Origin of the sequence: Ochrobactrum teleogrylli (assembly GCF_037482325.1) — a bacterium.
Lineage (GTDB): Bacteria > Pseudomonadota > Alphaproteobacteria > Rhizobiales > Rhizobiaceae > Brucella > Brucella teleogrylli.
The window spans coordinates 190,372-210,685 of the sequence record NZ_JBBHKQ010000001.1 but is presented as its reverse complement, the minus strand read 5'-3'; the positions used below and the strand labels follow the sequence as shown (position 1 = coordinate 210,685).

Here is a 20,314-nt window from a genome sequence, read left to right as displayed (position 1 = left end):
CTGGATGATGCGTATTGCGGGCAGAACTTTGCCAGCATGTATGGTGTCAGCGCTTGGGAGGAAGGCATGGCAGTCGTTACAGGTCTGATCGGGTCCGGCTTTATGGGCAAGACCCATGCGCTGGCGCTTGCCAACGTCAATCGCATCTTCGACCTGCCTTTGCAGGTCGAGTTGCACACGCTGGCCGATATCGATGAAACAACCGCTGAGAAAGCCGCAAGACAACTGGGCTTTGCCCATGCGACCGGCAACTGGTGCGACCTGATTGCCGATCCGACAATCAACCTTATCGATATCACCACGCCCAACCGATTTCACAAGGAAATGGCGCTGGCGGCGATTGAAGCAGGCAAGCATGTTTATTGCGAAAAGCCACTTGCCCCCAGCGCAGCCAATTGTCTGGAAATGACGCTCGCGGCGGAGAAGAAAGGTGTCCAGACAGCCGTTGGTTTCAACTATCTCAAGAACCCGATGATCCGGCTGGCGAAAGACATTATAGACAGCGGTGAAATTGGAGAGGTCCGGAACTTTCGCGGCATCCATGCGGAAGATTTCATGGCCGATGCGCGCATTCCATGGACATGGCGACTGGACCCGGCTGGCGGCGGCGGTGCCCTTGCCGATATAGGTAGCCACATCATCGCTGCCGCGCGCTATCTGGTCGGCCCGATTGCCGAAGTCATGGGCAAGACCGTCACCGCCATTCGCGAGCGCCCGGACAGCGCCGATCCTTCACAAAGCAAGCCGGTTGAAGTGGACGATGTCTGCCATGCCATGATCAGTTTTTCCAATGGGGCGACCGGGACGCTGGAAGCAAGCTGGATCGCCAGCGGGCGCAAAATGCAGCATGACTTCGAAATCTCCGGCTCGAAAGGCGCGATCTTTTTCACGCAGGAGCGGTTCAACGAGTTGGACCTGTTTCTTCATGCCGACAAAAAAGGCCAGCAGGGTTTTCGCAAGATTTTTGCCGGTCCCGACCACGAACCCTATGGTTCGTTCTGCGTGGCGGCGGGACACCAGATCGGTTTCAACGACCTCAAGACCATCGAAGTGCGCGACTTCCTGCTGGCTATTGCTGGCCATAAAACCGGACATGCCGATTTCCGTGAAGGTTATGAAGTGCAAAAGACGCTGGAAACGATCTACGGTTCGGCGCGGGAACGCCAGTGGCGCAGAGTTTAAGCGCGGGACTTCGGCTGCACGATGAACTGCCCGTCGATATGCAGGATATGCGCCTCGATCCCGTAAACCTGCCGCAGCCGCTCCGGCGTCAGCACGTCCTGCGGCGGGCCATCCGCCGCAAGACGCCCGTTCTCGAGAATGATCAGCCGCGTGCAATATTGTGCCGCAAGGCCAAGCTCATGCAGCGAGGCGATCACCGTTCGGCCTTCCTGCGCAATTGCGGCAAAGTTTTCCATCAAGGCCAGTTGATGCGACGGATCAAGCCCGGCGACCGGCTCGTCGGCGAGGATCACAGGCGTATCCTGCGCCAGAACGCGGGCGATCAGCACCCGCGCCAGTTCACCGCCGGAAAGCGCGTTGGCTGGCCGCTCGGCAAAGGCTTCCACATCCATGCGCTGCATCGCCGAACGGATCAGCGCTTCATCGCCAGCGTCCAGCGAAGCAAAGCTTGGCTTCAGCGCCGACCGTCCCAATGACACCAGCATATGCGCGGAAACCGGCCAGGCGACATCGCGCTCCTGCGGCAGATAGGCAACCGCACCAGCTTTGTCGCGGGCGTTGAAATTGGCTATTCCTCGTCCATCGAGTGAAACCGCGCCATCTGCCCGAACAAGGCCGAGCATTGCTTTCAAAAGCGTGGTTTTGCCTGCGCCATTGGGTCCGATCAGGCCGATGAACTCGCCGGGGCCTGCATCGAAGCTGACGCGATCCAGCACGGTTTTCCCGCCCAGCGACACGCTGATATTTTGAACCGAGAGCACCGTCATACGAGTTGCCTGCGATATTTGAACACCAGCCACAGGAAGAATGGCGCGCCGATCAGGGCCGTGACGACGCCGAGCTTCAGTTCCCGTCCCGGCATGGCGACCCGCACCACTATATCGGCAGCAAGCAGCAAAGCCGCACCGCCCAAGCTACTCGCGACAAGCAGCCGCGATGGTCGCGCCCCGACCAGCGGTCGCAGCAGATGCGGCACCACAAGACCGACAAATCCGATAGCGCCCGCCACTGCCGTCGAAGCACCGACACAAAGCGCTGTGCCCAACACGGCCAGAAGCTGCGCGCGGGCCAGACTGACACCCATGCTGGCCGCTGCATCGGCACCGAGCGTCAGGCTGTCGAGCGCCCGCCCCAGCGACAGAAGCATGATCCAGCCAATGATGATGAACGGAACCACCAGCATCACATGGGTCATCGAGCGGTCTGCCAGCGAGCCGAGCATCCAGAACACGATTTCCATCGCTGCGAAGGGGTTGGGCGAAAGGTTGAGCGCCAGAGCAGTCAGCGCTCCGGCTAGGCTGGTCACCGCGACACCGGCCAGAATGACCGCCAATGTTCCGGCATTGCGCCCGGCCAGAAGCTTGACGAGAAAGACCGATGCGAATGCACCGGCCAGCGCCAGCAAAGGCAGGGCCAAGGGAAACAGCAGCGACAGCCCGGTATAAATGGCGATGACTGCGCCAAGCGAAGCCGAAGCGCTGACGCCGAGCAATCCGGGTTCTGCCAGCGGGTTTCGCAGATAGCCTTGCAGGGCCGCCCCAGAAAGCCCCAGCGACGCGCCGATCAGCAAAGCCAGCAAGGCGCGCGGCAGGCGGATCTCACGCATCACCAGCACGATGGCATCGCCCTCGCCGCTGAACAGCGCCCGGAGACTGTCGCTCACCGCAATATTGGCTGGCCCGGTCAGCAGCGACCACGCGAAAAGGACCGCCACAAGCACGGTAAGGCTGACGAGCAAAAGCACGAAACGAGTGTTTTCAGTCACGCGCCGCCTCGCCAAGTTTTTCCACCGCCTCAACACTGAACGGCCCGCCGCAAACGGTCAGATTATCGGGAAGCGTCATTGCTTTCGCCTCGCGCTCCAGCGCCTGCAAAGCCGGATGCCGGAAATTCTGGAAAGCCAGCCCCGGTGCGCGCTCGCTTGCACTGAGGACCAGCATATCTGGCTTTTCCATCACCAGCATTTCGAGAGGTAGCGCCGCAGGTCCGTTCACGCCAGCGCGGTCGGCGATATTGTCCAGCCCTGCCCGCTTGACCGCCTCGTCAATCAATGTGCCGCGCCCGGATGTGTAACTATTGGCGAAATAAAGCGCGACGGTCTTGCGTTGCTGCGGCTTTTCTATTGCCGCAAGTCTAGATCGCATGGAGGCGACCAGCGCTTCCGCCTGTTCTTCGCGTCCAAGCAACGCGCCCATCCGCCTTAGATGCGCTTCGATATCGTCAAACGAGCGCGCAGGCGTGAACTGTTCCACATGCAGGCCAAGCCTGCGCAGAAGATCGACCGTCACCTGCGATGAAAATGTGCCCGCCAGCACCAGATCGGGCTTCATGAGGAAAATCTCCTCTGCTTCAGCCCGATTAACCGGTATTGTCGCCGCCTGCACAGCCAGCACGGAAAGCTGCGGATCGCGCGACAGACGGGAAACCGACCGCAACTGTCCCGGCGCGGCCAGAAGCATGGCCAGTTGATCGGTGCAGACATTGATCGACACCACGCGCTGTGGCGGTGCAGCCTTGGCAGAAGAAAGAGCGACCGAAACCATGGCTGCCAGCGCCATAAGCCAGTTTGCGCCAAGGATCGTCGCTCTCGTCATCCGTCGATAAACCCTCAGAAATTCCGCGTCAGACCGATGTTGAAGGTACGGCCCGGCGCAATATAACCGGAGGTCGTCTGGTAGTCCTTGTCAAAGATGTTCTCGACCGAGAACTTCAGCTTTGACTGCTTGTCGACGGCATAAAGCGCCACGAAATCGGCGGTCACATAGCTGCCGAGCTTCCGCGTATTTGCGGCATCGGCATAGCGCGAACCGCCATAGAAGACGCGGCCCGTCAGGTCGAGACCTTCGAACGGCGTATAGTTCACTTCGGCGGTCGCCTTGAAACGTTCGCGATAGGCAAGATCGGTGTCGTTTTCTTCATCGATGGGTCGCTTGAAGTCCAGCACCCCCTTCACGCCCCATTGGTCATCGAAGCGATGCGCCAGCGTCGCCTCGAAACCTGTCACCTGAGCGCGCGCCACATTATAGGGCAGATAAGAAGGCGCGGTACTCATGATCGCATCGCGCAATTCATTGCGATAAAGCGCAAGATCAAGGCTGGTCGCCGCCGAAATCTGCCAGTTCAGCCCCACTTCATAGGAGCGTGACTTTTCCGGCTGCAGATCGGGATTGGCGAAACCGGGATAATAAAGCTCGTTGAATGTCGGCGCACGAAATCCGGTCGCATAGGACGACCGCACAACGAGGTCGGGTACAATCTCATAGCTCGCACCAATATTGTATGTCGTCACGTCGCCGAATTGCTGGTTGTGGTCGTAACGCACACCGCCATCGACGCGCAGCGCTTCATATTCCAGCGAATACTGCCCGAACACCGCCGCCAGATTGCGCCCCGTCTCGTCATAGGCGACGGTGGAATCGATCGTCTCGCGATAGGCTTCGACACCGCCGGTCACGACATGCTTTGCCTTGCCCGTTTCGAAACTTTTCTCGGTGGACGCGAAAACGCCGTAGCGCTTGGTTTCATAACGGTCGGAGCCGGAGACGCCCTTGCGGAAATCACGGCTGCTATCGATGCCCGAGCTGAACTCGACTGTCGAAGACCAGTCATCCGCGTGATCGATCCGCGTGCCGATCTTGCCAGAAAAGGCTGTGCTGTAGCCCTGATCGGCGGACGGATATTCGGAATCATACTGATTGCGGCCCCGGCTCAAAAGCCCGTCCGCATAGATCCTGCCCCAGTCAAAATCTTTTCCGAGCGAGAAGTTGAGCGAGCCTTGCAGGAAACCATCCCGGTCCGGTTCGTGTCCCCACGCATCGGGGCTGGTGAAATCATAGCCCTCGGTGCCGGTGATCGCCGCACCAAAGGCATAATCGACACCCGCAGCGCTCTGCCCTTGCACCGAACCGGAAGCATAGCCGCCCCAGGGATGGGTGACGCCCGTGGACAGGCTGCCGCACCATGAGCGCTCGCCACAAGCCCCGCCCTGCTTGGTGATGATGTTGATGACGCCGCCCATCGCATCCGCACCATATTGGGCCGAATGGCCGCCCTTGGCGATCTCGATGCGCTCGATGGACGTCAGCGGTATATTGGCCAGCGCCGTGGTTCCGTCCGTAGCCGATGCCGTGCGGACGCCATTGACTAGTACGACCGTCTGCTTGGACGACATGCCGCGCATATAGATGTCCGACTTCGACCCCTGCCCGCCATTCGCCTTGATCGAAACCCCGCTATAGGATTTCAGCAGTGATTGCAGATCGGGGGCCGCCGAACGCTCGATTTCAGCCGTGTCGATGACCGTTACCGACGAGGTGGATCGCTGCAACGACGTTGCGCGACGAAGCGGCGTGACAACAATCGTATCGAGAACCACGCTTGCATTGGCATCGCCCGCGCCGCTGGCGGTTTGGGCCGATGCGGCAAGCGGATTTGCAGCCGCAAAAGCAGCCGTCAGCAAAATGGATAATTTTGGAATATGCACCTGTATCGTCTCCTGCAAGGCGATATCGCCTGACCGCAGGTCGAAGAAATGGGGGATACCCTTTTCCCGTTCCGGCGGCAACATTTGTCCAATGTCACCGCTACGGAAAGCCGCGCCCCGACACGCCCCGCGTCGAAACTAGGTGACCGGATGCGGCAGGTCTCCTGACTTCCGGGTCGCCGCTGTTCTTCCGCCTTCCCGAGTGCAAAAACTGCTCTCAGTGGCTTGATCGCCTGAGCGATTGTGGAAGATAGCTCTCCGGTTACAGTTGCGGGGGCAGTCGCAGAATTGGCCAGATGGCCTCACCGCGTTCCCTTTTCATCCGCCTTTTACAGCGAAACCGTTTCCTGAAACGAGCCCTAGCAAGGCCGAGGCGGATTCGCAATGCGCCAAAAAGCGCGCTCCCCTGAATCGCATTCTCAACGAAGCGATTCAGGGCATTGTTTTCAAACATCTTTGGTTAGAGCATTTCCAGCCAAAGTGCGCAGCGCCTACGCGGGGAAATCGGTTCAATGGACTGATTTCTGATCCCGCTCCGATGCGCAGGATAATGCGTCAAAACGAATGGATAGAGCGGTTCCCACCGCTCTATCGCAGGAATGCCCGGAAGCGTTGCAGCGCGAAGTAAAACAGCACCGAACCGATGACGATCAGGGCCAGAAATTGCGGCCATACCACGCCGATCCCTGCCCCTCGGAACAGGATCGCCTGCGCCAATATGACGAAATGCGTGTTTGGAGCTACCAGCATGATGTTCTGGATGATGTCCGGCATGCTTTCCCGTGGCGTCATGCCGCCGGAAAGCACCTGCAACGGCATTAGCACCAGCATCAGCAACATGCCGAACTGCGGCATGGAGCCTGCAACCGTTGCCAGAAAAATGCCGAGGCTGGTGGTTGCGAAAAGCTGCAATGCGGCGCCAGCCAGAAACAGCAGAACCGATCCATAAATCGGCACCGCTAGCAGACCTTGCACTACAAAGATCAGCGCAAAGGCCGAAGCGACCAGCACGACCAGCCCCATGGACCAGACCTTGCTGACCATGATTTCAACCGGCGTCACCGGCATGACGAGCAAATGCTCGATGGTGCCATGCTCGCGCTCGCGGATCAGCGCAGCACCCGTCAGGATGATCGACAGCATGGTGACCGACGAAATGACATTGTTGATCGCGCCAAACCAGCTCTTGTTCAGATCCTGATTGAAGCGGGATCGCAAATTGAGATCGACCTTCGTATCCGCCGTGCCGCGATAACGGTTCAGGAACTCGTTCACCTCACTGGAGACGATGGACTGAACATAGCCACCGCCCGTAAAGGCCTGACTCATGCGAGTTGCATCCACATTGAGCTGGATGGTCGGCGAGCGCCCGGCCAGCAGATCGCGCTGAAAATTCGGCGGAATGTTCAGCGCGAAAGTGTCGAGCCCTTCATCCATGCGGCTGTCCATCTCGTAGGAAGAAATGAGTTTGGGCGGCACGAAATAAGGCGGGTAGAAAGCCGAGGTGATACGGTTTGAGACCGGCGATTGGTCTTCATCGACAATCGCGATAGCCGCATTGCTGAGATTTTCGGGCTGGGCCCGGGCAGAGGTATAGACCGCAAGCGTAAACGCATAGACGATCAGCAGCAGAAGCATAGGATCGCGGGCGAGACCGCGCAATTCCTTGATACCGAGCTGGAATATATTGGCTATCCGCATCTCAGCCCGCCTGTTTCTTGAGAAGGAGAATGGCCAGCACCATCAGCACCGGAATGGCGATCAGCAAGGGTATGAACGACCCGGCAAGATCGCCAAAATCAAGCGCCTTGGAGAAAACCCCGCGCGAGATGGTCACGAAATAGGTCGTCGGGTAAATCTTGCCGATGAATGCGCCCGCACCCTGCAATGACGAAACCGGATCGATGATGCCGGAATATTGCACCGCCGGAATGAGTGTCAGCAAGGCCGTCCCGAAAATGGCGGCAATCTGGCTGCTCATGAAGGTGGAAAGCACCAGACCCATGCCGGTCGCGATGATGACATAGAGCAGCGCCGCCGCTGCATAGGTGAGGAAACTGCCGGTAAACGGCACCCGGAAGATGAAGACAGCAAAGGCTGTCAGCATCAGGAAGTTGAGGAAGGCGAGTGCGATATAGGGCAATTGCTTGCCGAACAGGAACTCGAATTTGGTCACCGGCGTCACATAGAAATTGATGATAGAGCCCAGCTCCTTTTCGCGCACCACGCTCAAAACCGCGAGCATGGCCGGGATCATCAAAAGCAGCATTGGAATGACTGCTGGAACCATCGCCACCAGACTCTGGACATCGGGATTGTAGCGATAGCGAATTTCCAGATTGAAATTGCCGACCGTCGCCGCATTGCCATAAAGCTCGCGCGCCTTTTGCGTCAGCCAGTTGGCATGCATGCCTTGCACATAGCCGCGCACCGTTTCAGCGCGGGTGGGCATGGCACCGTCGATCCAGGCCGCCACCTCGACAGGCCGCCCATGCGCGATATTTGCGCCGAAACGTGGCGGTATCTCGATGGCAAGGCTAATCTCGCCGTTGCGCATCCGCCGGTCGAGATCGTCATAATCGGTAATCGGCGGCATTTCAGTGAAATAGCGCGACCCGGCAATCTGCTGCGTATAATCGCGGCTGACCGTCGTATCGTCGCGGTCCAGAACCGCAAATGTCAGGTTTTCGACATTGAGATTGATGCCGTAACCGATCACAAACATCAAAATCACCGTACCAAGAATGGCGAGTGTCGCGCGGATTGGATCGCGCTTCAATTCCAGCGCCTCGCGCCGTGTATAAGCCAGCATGCGGCGCGGATTGGGAAGCCAACTCGGTTGAGGCTTGGGAGGACTGACGGCAGCCTGAACCGGCGCTGGTGCCTCTTCCGTAACAGGTGCTGCCGGTTGCGGCGTCTCGCCGATGGCTTCGGTCAGATAGGCGATAAAGGCTTCTTCCAAGGTCGCCGCATTGCGGCTTGCCGTGATCGCTTTCGGCGTGTCGCTGATCAGCACCTTGCCCGCATGCATCAATGAAATGCGGTCGCACAACTCCGCTTCATTCATGAAGTGGGTCGAGACGAAAATCGTCACATTATCCTTGCGCGACAGGTCGGCCAGAATTTCCCAGAAAGCATCACGCGCCACCGGGTCCACACCGGAAGTCGGCTCATCGAGAATGAGAATATCCGGCGAATGAATCAGCGCCACCGCCAAAGACAGGCGCTGGCGAATACCAAGCGGCATGGAATCCGGCAATTCGTCCATCACTCCGGACAGATCGAAACGCTCGGAAAGTTCCTTGATGCGCCGCGCGGTCAGTTCCGGCTCCATGCCGAAAAGCTTGGCATGCAGTTCCAGATTCTGGAGAACCGTCAGCTCGGAATAAAGCGAAAAGGCCTGCGACATGTAGCCGACGCGCCGCCTGATATCGATATCCTTCGGATCGACCTCGCGCCCGAACAACCGTGCAATGCCGTCGCTGGCGGGCAGAAGGCCGGTCAGCACCTTCATGGTGGTGGATTTGCCGCAGCCATTCGAACCGAGGAACCCGAAAATTTCGCCGCGTGGAATGCGGAAGCTCACATTATCGACCGCCGTGAAATTGCCGAACCGAACCGTGACATGTTCGGCTTCAATGGCGATCTCGGCATCGGCACCCGGCGCGCGCGGCGGAATGACGATTTCCTTGTGCCCCTGCCGCAATTCCTCCGGCAGCAAAGCGATGAAGGCCGCATCGAGATTGGGCGTTTTAGTGCGTTCGAGAAGCTCCCGCGGCGTGCCCGTTGCCAATATCTGCCCGTCATTCATCGCGACAAGCCAGTCAAAACGCTCCGCTTCCTCCATATAGGCGGTCGCGACGATGACACTCATCCCCGGACGGTCCTTGCGGATATCGTCGATCAGTTCCCAGAACTGCCGGCGCGACAGGGGATCGACGCCAGTGGTCGGTTCATCGAGGATCAGCAGATCAGGATCGTGGATCAGCGAACAGCAGAGGCTCGTCTTCTGTTTCATGCCGCCCGAGAGCTTGCCTGCCGGGCGATCCGCAAAGGGTGACATGCCAGTGCGCGCCAGAAGATCGGCAATGCGTCGCTCCCGCTCCTGCCTGTCATGGCCGAACAACCGTCCGAAAAAATCAATATTCTCGAAAACCGAGAGCGTCGGATAAAGGTTCTTGCCAAGACCTTGCGGCATATAGGCGATGCGCGGATAGGCAGATTCGCGATGCTTCCGATCGGCAATATCGCCGCCCAGCACCTCAATGTGGCCTTCCTGCATGCTGCGCGCGCCTGAAACCAGCGACAGCAGGCTCGATTTGCCGACGCCGTCGGGACCGATCAGGCCGATCATGCGCCCTGCGGGGATATCGAGATCAACATCGCGCAGCGCCTGCGCAGCGCCATAGGACAATTTTACGCCCTTTGCGCGAACGACAAAACTGTCGCCTCCCGCCTCAGACTGGACCGAAGCGTCACTCATTTTACGGTTTCCGCGAGGTTCTTCGGCCATTCAGCAGCGGGGTCAAGCTTCACATAGGCCATGCCCGGTAGCCCGGTCTTCACCTGCTGGATATATTTCTGAAGCAGTTCCGGCGAAATCTTTGCCTTGACGCGGAACATCAGCTTCTGGCGTTCCTCCTCGGTTTCAACCGTCTTCGGCGTGAACTGCGCCACATCGGCCACGAAGGAAATCGTGGCTGGAATGACATATTGCGGCGCAGCATCCAGCACGATGCGGGCTTCGGCGCCGATTGCGACACGACCGGCCTGCGCGGTCGGCAGGAAAAACGTCATATAGACATCGCCAAGGTCAACGAGGTTGAGAACGCGACCGCCAGCCGAAAGGACTTCGCCGGGCTGGGCAACACGATATTGCACCCGCCCCGCCGTTGGCGCGACCAGCGTTGCGTCGTTGATATCCGCCATGATGCTGGCAATCGCCGCCTTGGCGGCTTCCACCGATGCCTCGGCATCGACAACCTGCGCCTTGGCGGCATTGATGGCCGCGTCGCTTGCCGCAAGCTGCGCCTTGGCAGCCTCGACCGCTGCCTGCGCGCCTTGCGCACTGGCGCGGTCATCATCGAGAACCTGTTCGGAGACGGTTCGCGATTGGGTCAACGCCTGCGAACGTGCCAGACGCCGCTGTGCCGCATCGAGTTGCGCATTGCGCTGGGCGACCGTCGCCTGATTGGCGGCAAATTCCGCCTGTCGCTGTATGACGAGGCTCTGCGCCGTCTCGATGCCGATCTGCGCCCGGCGCAATTGCGCTTCCGCCTGTGCGCGCTGGCTTTCCAGCTGATCGGTATCCATGCGCGCAAGGATATCGCCCTGTTTGACGAATGAACCCTCATTGGCAAGTATTTCGCGGATACGACCGGGGCTCTTGGTCGAAATATCGATCTCGGTTGCTTCGATACGGCCATTGCCCGAGGCAATCCCATCGGGCAATCCGCTGCCGTTCAGCGCCTTCCAGGCATAGTAACCACCAGCAGCCAGCGCCACCACCACTGCAGCCACAATCCATTGCTTGCGGTTGGAACTCATGCGAAACACCCTTTTTGCAATATCTACGACAATGCCGGCATTATTCCCGAGTTAGTTCAAGGCATTGGCAGGCGATCCCCATTGTCGGGCTGTTCGCAATCCCACCGCCCCGCTCGATAGTCATCGGAGAACCATATGGTTGAGGATATGGAACAACTGCACAGGTTGACAACCAGCGAATGCTAATAAACGCGGGATAAAGTAAATGCCGTTGCGGCCCTGCTTATAGGCCGCGAATTTCAATCGCTTTGACCTTGATCAATAGACGCTAAAATACTGGCAATTTCTTCAAAATACTCGACCGACGAGAAGCGCGGGTGCCGATTTGGTGAAATAGAGGGGCAACGCCGACAGCACCCGCTGGCTGTCGAAAACGGCGTTACGAAAGATCGCGCTGGTATGCGCTCGACAGATTTGATGAAGGCCGGGATGCCATTTAGGGCCGGACATCCCGGTCGCCGATTCTGGTGGAAACCAGCAACGGCAGAAGCATTAGCAACTCTGCGGGAAGCGCACTTTGATCAGGATCAAAGATGCGCGGTGAAACGCGCTATTTCTGGCCGCACTTGCCCCACGTCTTCTTCAAATAATCCGATACGTTCTTCAGTTTTGGGTCGGACAGAAATCCCTGTCGAAACAGGATGCTGCCCTTCACTTCCGGCAGCCACTGGTTCAGTTCCAGCTGGCGCTTGATCTCGCTTAAGCCGCCACCTGCCTGCCAGCCCGGCTCCGACGCGGTTGCGGTTCCGGCGCGATAAAGCGCCATGCCGATGTAAAGATCAGTCTTGGTGCCGCGCACCGTATCCGCCCACCATTTGACGATCGTGTCGTAGGACACGGCCTTGCGTCCGAACGACCAGTAAACCTGCGGCGCGATATAATCGATCAGGCCGTCCTTGACCCAGCGTCTCGTATCGGCGAAATCGCCGTCATAATTCGTCTTGCCCGCGCGCGTGGCAGACCCTAGCGGATCGTCGGCCTTGTTGCGCCAGACCCCACCGGGGCTGATGCCAAAGCGCACATTCGGCTTGATCGACTTGATCTTGTCGGAAATTTCCTGAACCAAAGTATAGGTATTGTAACGTCGCCAGTCATATTTGCTGGCAAAGCGTGTACCGAAACGCGCATAGGTCTTGTCGTCATCGAGAGGCGAGGACGCGGTTTCATAATAGAAATAATCGTCGAACTGGATTCCATCGACATTGTATTTCTGCACGACCTCGGCGGTGATGTTCGTCACCCATTGGCGAACGGCGGGAATGCCGGGATCGAGAACATAGCGATCCGCCGACACGCCGACCCAGCTTGGATGCGTCTTGTAGACGCTCGGCGGCGAATCCTTGGACGAGTTCTTCAATTCCTTGCGCGTGGATGCCTTGACGTCCATCGAAACCCGATAGGGATTGAGCCAGGCATGCAGTTCGATGCCGCGCTTGTGCGCCTGCTCAATGGCAAACTGCAACGGATCAAAGCCGGGGTTTTTGCCGAGCGTCCCGGTCAGATAGGACGACCACGGCAGATAGGATGACGCATAGAATGCATCCGCTGCTGGCGACACCTGAAACACCACCGCATTGATTCCGTGTTCCGACGCCTCGTTGAAGAGGTTCGCCAGCTCCTGTTTTTGCCGCCGGATGCGTTCATCGTCATTTTCGATTTTCGTTGACGCCCGCGATGGCCAGTCGAGATTGAGAACCGTGGCGATCCAGCTTGCCTGAAACGCATCGCAATGGGGTGATATGGGCGGCGATATGTCGAGAGGCATGGGCATTCCGCTTTTGATTTTGCATTTCCAGCCGCAAACAATGCGGCCAAGGCTTGGATATGGTTCTTATAGGCGTTAGCTTAAAGCAGAATCTGGAGAAGCGAGGAAACATGTACAAGAATATTATCGCCACGACCGATGGATCGGAATTCGCCGAGCGTGGTCTCGTGCATGCATTCCAGCTGGCCAAGGCCGTTGGGGCCAAGGTTACGGTTGTGACGGTCACCGCACCTTATTCCGTGTCCGGCCTGCCCGGCGGTTGGACCGACAGTCCGGCTTTCATCGAACGTTTCGAACAGGAATGGAAGGATTTCGCCGATACGACACTGATACGCGCGCGCGAACTGGCAGTCGAGGCTGGCTGCGAAGTCCACACGCTGCATGTGGTCGAGCAGCACCCGGCAACAGCCATCATCGAATCCGCGACCGAACTGGGCAGCGATTTGATCGTCATGGCATCCAACGGACGGCGCGGTTTCAAGGGCCTGCTGCTCGGCAGCCAGACCTATGAAGTCGTTACCCGCAGCACGATTCCGGTGCTTGTCGTTCGATAAGTGAAGGATGATCGAAGTCGCGGCGATCAGCTTGTTTGATGACCGCTGGCGCTCTCAATATCCACCCGGAAGAAAACCGGCTCCAGCTTGCGGGTGTCGCCTTCCTTGGTGATGGTCTTGGTATAGGCCGGTTCCCACCAAGTCGGCTCAGCAGACATGATACTGACGATGGCCGCCTTCTCGTCTTCCCGCGCGATCTCACGATAGCGACCGTGCAGCACCACGGTTTTCCATTCGGTGCGGGATAGAATGTGGTCGAAGAGGATGCAGACAGCATTGTTCTTGCGCATCGCTTCGGTCTTCTGCCCATCGGTCGTGAAGGAATAAAGCGACCCGCCATTGAAGCGGAAACTCATCGGCACAATAACCGGGCGGTCATCCAGAATATAAGCCAGCCGCCCCATATGCGAATTCTGAATCATGTCCCGAAGATCGTAGTCCGACATTTCCTTGATCAACATGGCGTATCGTCTCCTGAAAAAGCTTCCCCATACTCCTAATACATAGGGCGGTGAGCTTGCCTTGACAGAGATCAAGGAGACGAAAGGATTTGCGTCAGATGAAAAGCCGCCCCTCGGCGATCTTGACCGCCGTTCCACCAATGCGCGCGCCGGTCAGCTTCTGCCCGTTGACGTCGAGTTCAAGACGGATGAGCGACGGACGCCCCATTTCCATGCCCTGCTCGATCCACCATTGCGAACTGCCGTCCATCGGCTTATCGTTCTGCTGGATCATTCCGGCAAAGGCTGCAGCCGCCGAACCCGTCGCCGGGTCTTCATAGACATTCGCCCCGGTCACGAACATACGGGCATGATAATTGCTGTTGAACAGAATCGTCTCGCGGCAATAGACATAGATCGGCAGCGGACGCCCATCGACATGTGGCAGGTTCTCCGTGACATAGACCGGATCGATCGACACCTTGGCCGCAGCGATGAGATTGTGAACCGGCACGAGAAGATAAGGCGTTCCCGCGCTCCAGATGCCGGGCACATGATTCTCGAAGCCTATCTCATGCGTTCCAAGCCCGATGGCGGCGGCTGCTTCTTCTTTCTCGATGCGTATGTCGATCTTTTCCGGCAAGCGCGGAAGATCGAATTCGGCAAAGGCGCTGTTGTCACCCAGAATGACGCCACAGCGCACAATGCCCACCTTTTCTTCCAGCGCGACAAGCCGGTCGGCCTCATCGCCGGTGTTGCGACGGCGCGCCAGCGAAACGGCGGCGCCCACCGTCGGATGACCGGCAAAAGGCAATTCGTAATCGGGCGTGAAAATCCGAACCGCAGCCTCATGGGCGGGATTGGAAGGCGGAAAAATGAAAACCGTCTCGGAAAGATTGAACTCGCGGGCGATGGCCTGCATGCGGGCATCGTTCAGCCCTTCGCAGTCATGGACGACGGCCAAAGGATTTCCGGCCAGAGCTTTCTCGGCAAAAACGTCGAAAACCTCATAGAAACGGCCGGAAACAGCGGCTTCGCTCATCCCTCAATCTCCCCTCGACACTTTTCTGGAAACTATGATCAGTGTCTTTATATTCAACCATCATCTTAATAGAATTCTGTGCGAGCATAGCCAATTTATCGGCCCTGTCACTGCCAGTCTGGCTTATTTGTTCACTGTCTGAAATGCCAGTCGGCAAAAGCACGAACATAAGACGGTGTGGCATCGCCCCTCATGCCCGCTGCCTTGATCGGGATAATCTCGGCCAGTTCCGGCTCAGCCTGCGCAGATACGAAATTTTCGATGCCGGAAACCAGCTCCCGCGACGGCGCATCGAAGCGATAGCGGCGGAACAGCGCGATGCTGCGATTGCCAGTCACCAGATTGAGCTGCACCTCGCCCTCAGCGTCGGCCAGATTGAGACCGGTTTCTTCACGCACCTCGCGCTGCATATTGGCGACGTAGTCCACCCGCCCGTCTACAATGTCGTTATCGTCGATTGAGCCTGCCGGAAAATAGATGCGCCCCCCACCGGCATTCTGCATGCCCATACGGGCCGCAATCAGATGTCCCTCGCATGAAACAATGACGCCCACGCCGAAGATATGCCATGGACGAACTGGCTCCGGGTCGTTGCGCCAATGCATCAGCGTCGCAAAGCTGCTGCGCTTGAAACCCGCCTTCAAGACACCATCGGCCAGCCGCGCTTCCGGCGCCAAAAAGATTTCGCCATCGAACAAAGCTGGCTTTGCGGCCTGCTCACGCTTCCAGTTCAGCGCAATTATCTGCTGATGCTGCTGCGTATATTCAAGCGGCCCTGGAACGACACGGACATCGGCATCATCGATGACATGAACCGTATTTTCCCGCACATGATCCATCGTGGTTCTATCCTGCCTCTCAGACAATATTCAGCGTCACGGCGACCGGGCAATGATCACTGGCCTTGGGCCGATCCCAGCCCGTGCGCGGATAGCGCTCCACCTGCTGATCCCGTGGAAACACCGTGCGCCATGGCTGGCCGCGCCGGACAATCTGCGGCACCGCGCTTTCGTTTTTCAAAGCAAATGATGGTGACGCCAGGATGTAATCAAGCTGACAAAGATGTCGCTCCTGTGGTCCGCGCGTATGATACAACGTCCAGCGATCCATGATCGGGCGGCGCTCCACGAGATTGACGGCAAAACCATCGCCAAGCAGCACATCGAGCGCGCTGTCCTCTTCCTGAACGGGCGTGAAGTCATAGCCGTTCCATTCATCGCCACCAATGACGATGCGCTCGCGATAATCGTTGAAATCGCCACAGATCAGCCAGCGCCGATTGGCAGCCTTGGCCGGTCCGAACTTGTCTTCGATGATGCGGCGGATCGCCTTCGCCTCGGCTTTGCGAACCGGGGATGAAGCGGTGCGCCCGTCAAAGCCGTTGCGCGCGCCGGTCATGGATTTGAGATGCGTCACGAAAAGCGAGAGCGGCTTGCCCGCAATACGCAAATCCACATTCAAACAATCCCGCTTGAAAATGCGGTCATGCGGCTCAATGCCAAGTTCTGCCAGAACAGGCTCGTACAGGCCGAAATCATTATAGGTCAGATGCGCGTGGCTCGTGACCTCGTCCACCTCTATAGGCTGGCCGTCGCGGGTCGTGTCCCGGATCATGACGGCCACGTCGATGCCCCGGCTGTCATTGCCGTCGATCAGATGTTTGTGCCGGTAGCCATGGCCGATCATCTTGAAAAGATAGCCATATTCGAAGGCGTTGAGCGCGGCCAGATTATCGACTTCCTGCAGGCACAGTATGTCGGCGCGCGTTTCGGCGATTGCGAGCGCCGTCATCTGCCTTGTGTCGTCGGCATGGGCGACAGCACGCGCCTGCTCCAGCAGACGGTATTGCGCCTCGTCACCGATTTCGAACAATTGCAGGCTGCGGTCCTGATGCAATTCATTGCGGAAGCCCGAAAAATCGAACCGGCGCATCAGATTCTCGACATTGAATGTGGCTATCGTAAACATGTGCGAGCAATCTCGCCAGTTGCATCGCGATTGGCAAGGACTTCTTGGCCGCGCCGGGAATTTTCCCCGAACGGATGATTTTGGAAGATGAAACACCCATATTAAGTGTATGACGACAGCGAATGCCCGCCTCCCATACATGAAAGGCAATAGTCGTAATGCTCAAGAAAACCCTGTGCGCAGCGATGATTTCCAGTCTGTTTGCCGTTGGCTTCGCTGCGCCCGCCGTGGCGGTCGAACTGCGCAAAACGCCCTATCTGCCATCGTTGCAGCCGACCAGACCGCCAGTCGTCAATCCCAATTCGAATACCAATCGACCCGGCCCGAATTCGCCGGGATGCTACGGCTCCGTCACCTGCCGCAACAGCGAAAACTATATCTCCGGTCAGGGTGTGTTGCGTTACAAGAACGGCGAGCCGTTGGACGTGCGCCCATCCACCCGCCCGCAGGTTAAGCGCTTCGGGCCGAGCGTCAATCACATGCAGTGGTGCTCAAACCGCTATCGCAGCTATCGCAGCTCCGATGATACCTATCAGCCCCTCGCCGGGCCGCGCACCAGCTGCAACTCGCCATTTCAATAAAGAAAGGCCGGGAAATTTCCCGGCCTTTGCTTTTTGTTCCCAGTTCTTATGCAGCAGCAGACTTGCTGTGCGTGCGGATCAGGCGGCCAAGCCGCATGATGCCTTCATCGATCATTTCGTCATTGGCGCAAGAATAGCTAAGGCGCAGCGTGTTCGCGCCGGTGGCATCGGCAAAGAACGCCTTGCCGGGAACGAAAGCGACCTTTTCAGTCTCAATGGACGATGCAAGCAGCTGCGCGCCATCCATGCCTTCCGGCACCGTGACCCAGATGAACATGCCGCCTTCAGGCTTGGTCCAGCTGGTGCCTTCCGGCATATATTTGGCAAGGGCTTCCAGCATGCGGTCACGGCGATGCTTGTAGACCTTGGCGACCTTGGCGACCTGTGCATCGAAGCCATGCGTCGCGACATGATAGATCGCGATCTGGTTGATGGTCGAGGAATGAAGGTCCGCCGCCTGCTTCATGAGAACGAGCTTGCGGATAACATCCTTCGAGGCAACCACGTAGCCGACGCGCAGCCCCGGTGCGAGGGTCTTCGAGAACGAGCCGCAATAGATGGTGCGGGTCTTTTCGATGTCGCCGCCATTGCGGGCGATGTCGAGCGAAAGGATCGGCGGGATGGCTTCGCCATTGTAGCGCAGATACTGATAGGCTGCGTCTTCAATGATCGGGATATTCAGCTCATCGGCTTCTGCCAGAAGCTTTTGACGGCCAGCCAGATCGACGGTCTCGCCGGTCGGATTGGCGAAATCGGCAGAAAGATAGCTGAACTTCACCTTGCCGCCAGCCTTTTCAGCGGCCTGCACATAGGATTCAGGCGTGCGGTTGCCCTTGATCGCCAGCGTGTCATAGGTCGGCTCATAGGCATTGAATGCCTGCAAGGCGCCGAGATAGGTCGGCGCAGTCACCAGCGCGGTATCATTGGGCGAAATGAACAGCTTGCCGAGATAATCGAGCGCCTGCTGCGAACCGGAGGTGATGAAAACATTGTCCTCGGTGCAGGGAATGCCGATCTTGGCCAGTTCGCCGACAAGCCAGGTGCGCAGCGGCTTATAGCCTTCCGATACCGAATATTGCAGCGCGGCATTGGCTTCCGCACCCGTCAGGGTTTCCTTGTAGGCAGCCTGAAAGGCGTCATGCGGAAACAGCGCCGGATCGGGAATGCCACCGGCAAATGAAATGATGTCCGGACGTTCCAGAAGCTTCAAAAGTTCGCGGATTTCCGATGCGCGCATGCGTTTGGAGCGCGTTGCAAAAACATTTTCCCAGTCCAACACGGGAAATCTCCTCAATTAGACTTAACCATCCATCTGATGGAATTCGTATTAGCCAGATCTCCTCAAACCCCAGCTAATAGGGCGAAGCTCTAGCGCAATTTTAGACCAACGAGAACAGCTTTTCCCATGCTTCTATGGAATAAAGCTATTCGAAATTCTTTTGGCCGTCGAAGTGCATGAAACGGAAAGCTGACGCAGAGTTTTGGTTCTTTTCGTTCGCGGCTTAATCGCGATCAATCCCACCATCCAGCGCCAAGTAATGAAGGGGGCGTATGAAACGCCCCCTTTTTTGCTCGTCGTGGAAGCTCCCAAAATCAGATGAGATTTTGGTTCTGGTCCGTCGAAACTGGTGCTTTCTGAGAACCGGAGCGGAATGTACTTAAAGGTACATGAGCACCGGAAGCGGAAGGAAGTGCCATTTGCAGACAGCCAGAACCTAAATATCGCTGATTTTTAGTTGCGAGCCTTATCCACCAGCTTGTTGGCGGCAATCCATGGCATCATGGCGCGGAGCTTTTCGCCAACTTCTTCGATCTGGTGCGCATCGTTGTTGCGGCGGATGCCCTTGAAGCGAGCAGCGCCTGCACGATATTCTTGCATCCAATCGGAAGTGAACTTGCCGGTCTGAATGTCTTTCAGAACGCGCTTCATTTCTTCCTTGGTTTCGGCAGTGATGATGCGCGGACCGGTGACGTATTCGCCCCATTCAGCGGTGTTCGAGATCGAGTAGTTCATGTTGGCGATGCCGCCTTCGTAGATCAGATCCACGATGAGCTTCATTTCGTGCAGGCATTCGAAATAGGCCATTTCCGGCGCATAACCGGCTTCAACCAGAACTTCGAAACCGGTGCGGATCAGCTCAACCACGCCGCCGCAGAGAACAGCCTGCTCACCGAACAGATCGGTTTCGCACTCTTCCTTGAAGGTGGTTTCGATGACGCCCGAACGGCCGCCGCCAACGCCCGAAGCGTAGGACAGAGCGAGGTCATGGGCATTGCCCGATGCATCCTGATGGATGGCGATCAGGCAAGGCACGCCGCCGCCCTTCTGGTATTCGCCGCGAACCGTGTGGCCTGGGCCCTTCGGTGCGATCATGACGACGTCGACCGACTTCTTCGGCTCGATGAGGCCGAAATGAACATTGAGGCCGTGTGCGAAAGCAATCGCAGCGCCGTCGCGCAGGTTGCTGTGGATGTGGTCGCGGTAGATGTCGGCCTGGAGTTCATCCGGAGTCGCCATCATCATGAGGTCGGCCCACTTGGCGGCATCAGCAACGTTCATCACCTGAAAGCCGTCTGCTTCCGCCTTCTTGACGGTTGCGGAACCTTCTCGAAGGGCGACGCGCACATTGGCAGCACCGGAATCCTTCAGGTTCAGCGCATGGGCTCGGCCCTGGCTGCCGTAGCCGACGATAACCACATTCTTCGACTTGATCAGGTTAACGTCTGCATCCCGGTCGTAATAAACGCGCAT

17 protein-coding genes and 1 riboswitch are annotated in these 20,314 nt (G+C 57.8%); of the genes, 3 read left to right on the top strand and 14 right to left on the bottom strand.

Annotated elements, in window-relative coordinates; translation table 11 throughout:
• The first annotated feature begins 66 nt into the window (after window positions 1–66).
• The gene (locus WIX40_RS01040; RefSeq protein ID WP_339438027.1) at window positions 67–1,182 is read left to right on the top strand and encodes a Gfo/Idh/MocA family protein; all 1,116 of its coding nucleotides are present in this window, start codon (window positions 67–69) and stop codon (window positions 1,180–1,182) included.
• Here the strand turns inward: WIX40_RS01040 and WIX40_RS01035 are convergent.
• The 8 genes from WIX40_RS01035 to WIX40_RS01000 form a co-directional block, all read right to left on the bottom strand.
• Complete coding sequence (locus WIX40_RS01035; RefSeq protein WP_121536352.1) at window positions 1,179–1,949, bottom strand: ABC transporter ATP-binding protein; 771 nt, start codon at window positions 1,947–1,949, stop codon at window positions 1,179–1,181. The two genes, WIX40_RS01040 and WIX40_RS01035, sit on opposite strands and share 4 nt — an antisense overlap.
• Window positions 1,946–2,947 (bottom strand): FecCD family ABC transporter permease, encoded by a 1,002-nt coding sequence (locus tag WIX40_RS01030; protein WP_109369353.1) that lies wholly within the window; start codon window positions 2,945–2,947, stop codon window positions 1,946–1,948. The genes WIX40_RS01035 and WIX40_RS01030 overlap by 4 nt, the downstream gene beginning before the upstream one ends.
• Entirely contained in the window at window positions 2,940–3,776 is an 837-nt protein-coding gene (locus tag WIX40_RS01025) for an ABC transporter substrate-binding protein (RefSeq protein ID WP_109369354.1), read from the bottom strand. Before WIX40_RS01025 ends, WIX40_RS01030 begins: the two co-directional genes overlap by 8 nt.
• 14 nt (window positions 3,777–3,790) lie before the next feature.
• Window positions 3,791–5,665: a TonB-dependent receptor domain-containing protein gene (locus tag WIX40_RS01020; protein ID WP_109370259.1), complete on the bottom strand. Its 1,875-nt coding sequence runs from the start codon at window positions 5,663–5,665 to the stop codon at window positions 3,791–3,793.
• 137 nt (window positions 5,666–5,802) lie between these two features.
• Window positions 5,803–6,025: riboswitch (cobalamin riboswitch) on the bottom strand.
• Between the two features lie 228 nt (window positions 6,026–6,253).
• Entirely contained in the window at window positions 6,254–7,366 is a 1,113-nt protein-coding gene (locus WIX40_RS01015; RefSeq protein ID WP_109369355.1) for an ABC transporter permease, read from the bottom strand.
• Between the two features lies 1 nt (window position 7,367).
• Window positions 7,368–10,178 carry a ribosome-associated ATPase/putative transporter RbbA gene (gene rbbA / locus WIX40_RS01010; RefSeq protein WP_371830790.1) on the bottom strand — a complete coding sequence of 937 codons (2,811 nt, stop codon included), beginning with the start codon at window positions 10,176–10,178 and terminating at the stop codon, window positions 7,368–7,370.
• On the bottom strand, window positions 10,145–11,212 hold the full coding sequence (locus WIX40_RS01005) for an HlyD family secretion protein (RefSeq protein ID WP_109369357.1): 1,068 nt from the start codon (window positions 11,210–11,212) through the stop codon (window positions 10,145–10,147). Before WIX40_RS01005 ends, rbbA begins: the two co-directional genes overlap by 34 nt.
• 550 nt (window positions 11,213–11,762) lie before the next feature.
• On the bottom strand, window positions 11,763–12,977 hold the full coding sequence (locus tag WIX40_RS01000; RefSeq protein ID WP_339438023.1) for a glycoside hydrolase family 10-like protein: 1,215 nt from the start codon (window positions 12,975–12,977) through the stop codon (window positions 11,763–11,765).
• A gap of 110 nt (window positions 12,978–13,087) precedes the next feature.
• Here WIX40_RS01000 and WIX40_RS00995 point away from each other — a divergent pair, with 110 nt between their 5' ends.
• The gene (locus WIX40_RS00995; RefSeq protein WP_109369359.1) at window positions 13,088–13,531 is read left to right on the top strand and encodes a universal stress protein; all 444 of its coding nucleotides are present in this window, start codon (window positions 13,088–13,090) and stop codon (window positions 13,529–13,531) included.
• A gap of 26 nt (window positions 13,532–13,557) precedes the next feature.
• Here WIX40_RS00995 and WIX40_RS00990 read toward each other — a convergent pair whose 3' ends face one another.
• The 4 genes from WIX40_RS00990 to WIX40_RS00975 form a co-directional block, all read right to left on the bottom strand.
• On the bottom strand, window positions 13,558–13,992 hold the full coding sequence (locus tag WIX40_RS00990; RefSeq protein ID WP_109369360.1) for a pyridoxamine 5'-phosphate oxidase family protein: 435 nt from the start codon (window positions 13,990–13,992) through the stop codon (window positions 13,558–13,560).
• 94 nt (window positions 13,993–14,086) lie between these two features.
• Window positions 14,087–15,013: a PhzF family protein gene (locus WIX40_RS00985; protein WP_109369361.1), complete on the bottom strand. Its 927-nt coding sequence runs from the start codon at window positions 15,011–15,013 to the stop codon at window positions 14,087–14,089.
• A 131-nt stretch (window positions 15,014–15,144) separates the two neighbouring features.
• Window positions 15,145–15,852: an NUDIX hydrolase gene (locus tag WIX40_RS00980; protein WP_339438020.1), complete on the bottom strand. Its 708-nt coding sequence runs from the start codon at window positions 15,850–15,852 to the stop codon at window positions 15,145–15,147.
• Between the two features lie 19 nt (window positions 15,853–15,871).
• Entirely contained in the window at window positions 15,872–16,981 is a 1,110-nt protein-coding gene (locus tag WIX40_RS00975; RefSeq protein WP_109369363.1) for an endonuclease/exonuclease/phosphatase family protein, read from the bottom strand.
• 158 nt (window positions 16,982–17,139) lie between these two features.
• On the opposite strand from WIX40_RS00975, the gene WIX40_RS00970 reads away from it, so the two are divergent.
• A complete protein-coding gene (locus tag WIX40_RS00970; RefSeq protein WP_109369364.1) occupies window positions 17,140–17,562 on the top strand; it encodes a BA14K family protein in 423 nt (140 codons plus the stop codon).
• Window positions 17,563–17,608: 46 nt separating this feature from the next.
• Here the strand turns inward: WIX40_RS00970 and WIX40_RS00965 are convergent, their stop codons facing one another.
• Entirely contained in the window at window positions 17,609–18,841 is a 1,233-nt protein-coding gene (locus WIX40_RS00965; RefSeq protein ID WP_109369365.1) for an aminotransferase-like domain-containing protein, read from the bottom strand.
• Window positions 18,842–19,294: 453 nt separating this feature from the next.
• A complete protein-coding gene (ilvC, locus tag WIX40_RS00960) occupies window positions 19,295–20,314 on the bottom strand; it encodes a ketol-acid reductoisomerase (RefSeq protein WP_109369366.1) in 1,020 nt (339 codons plus the stop codon).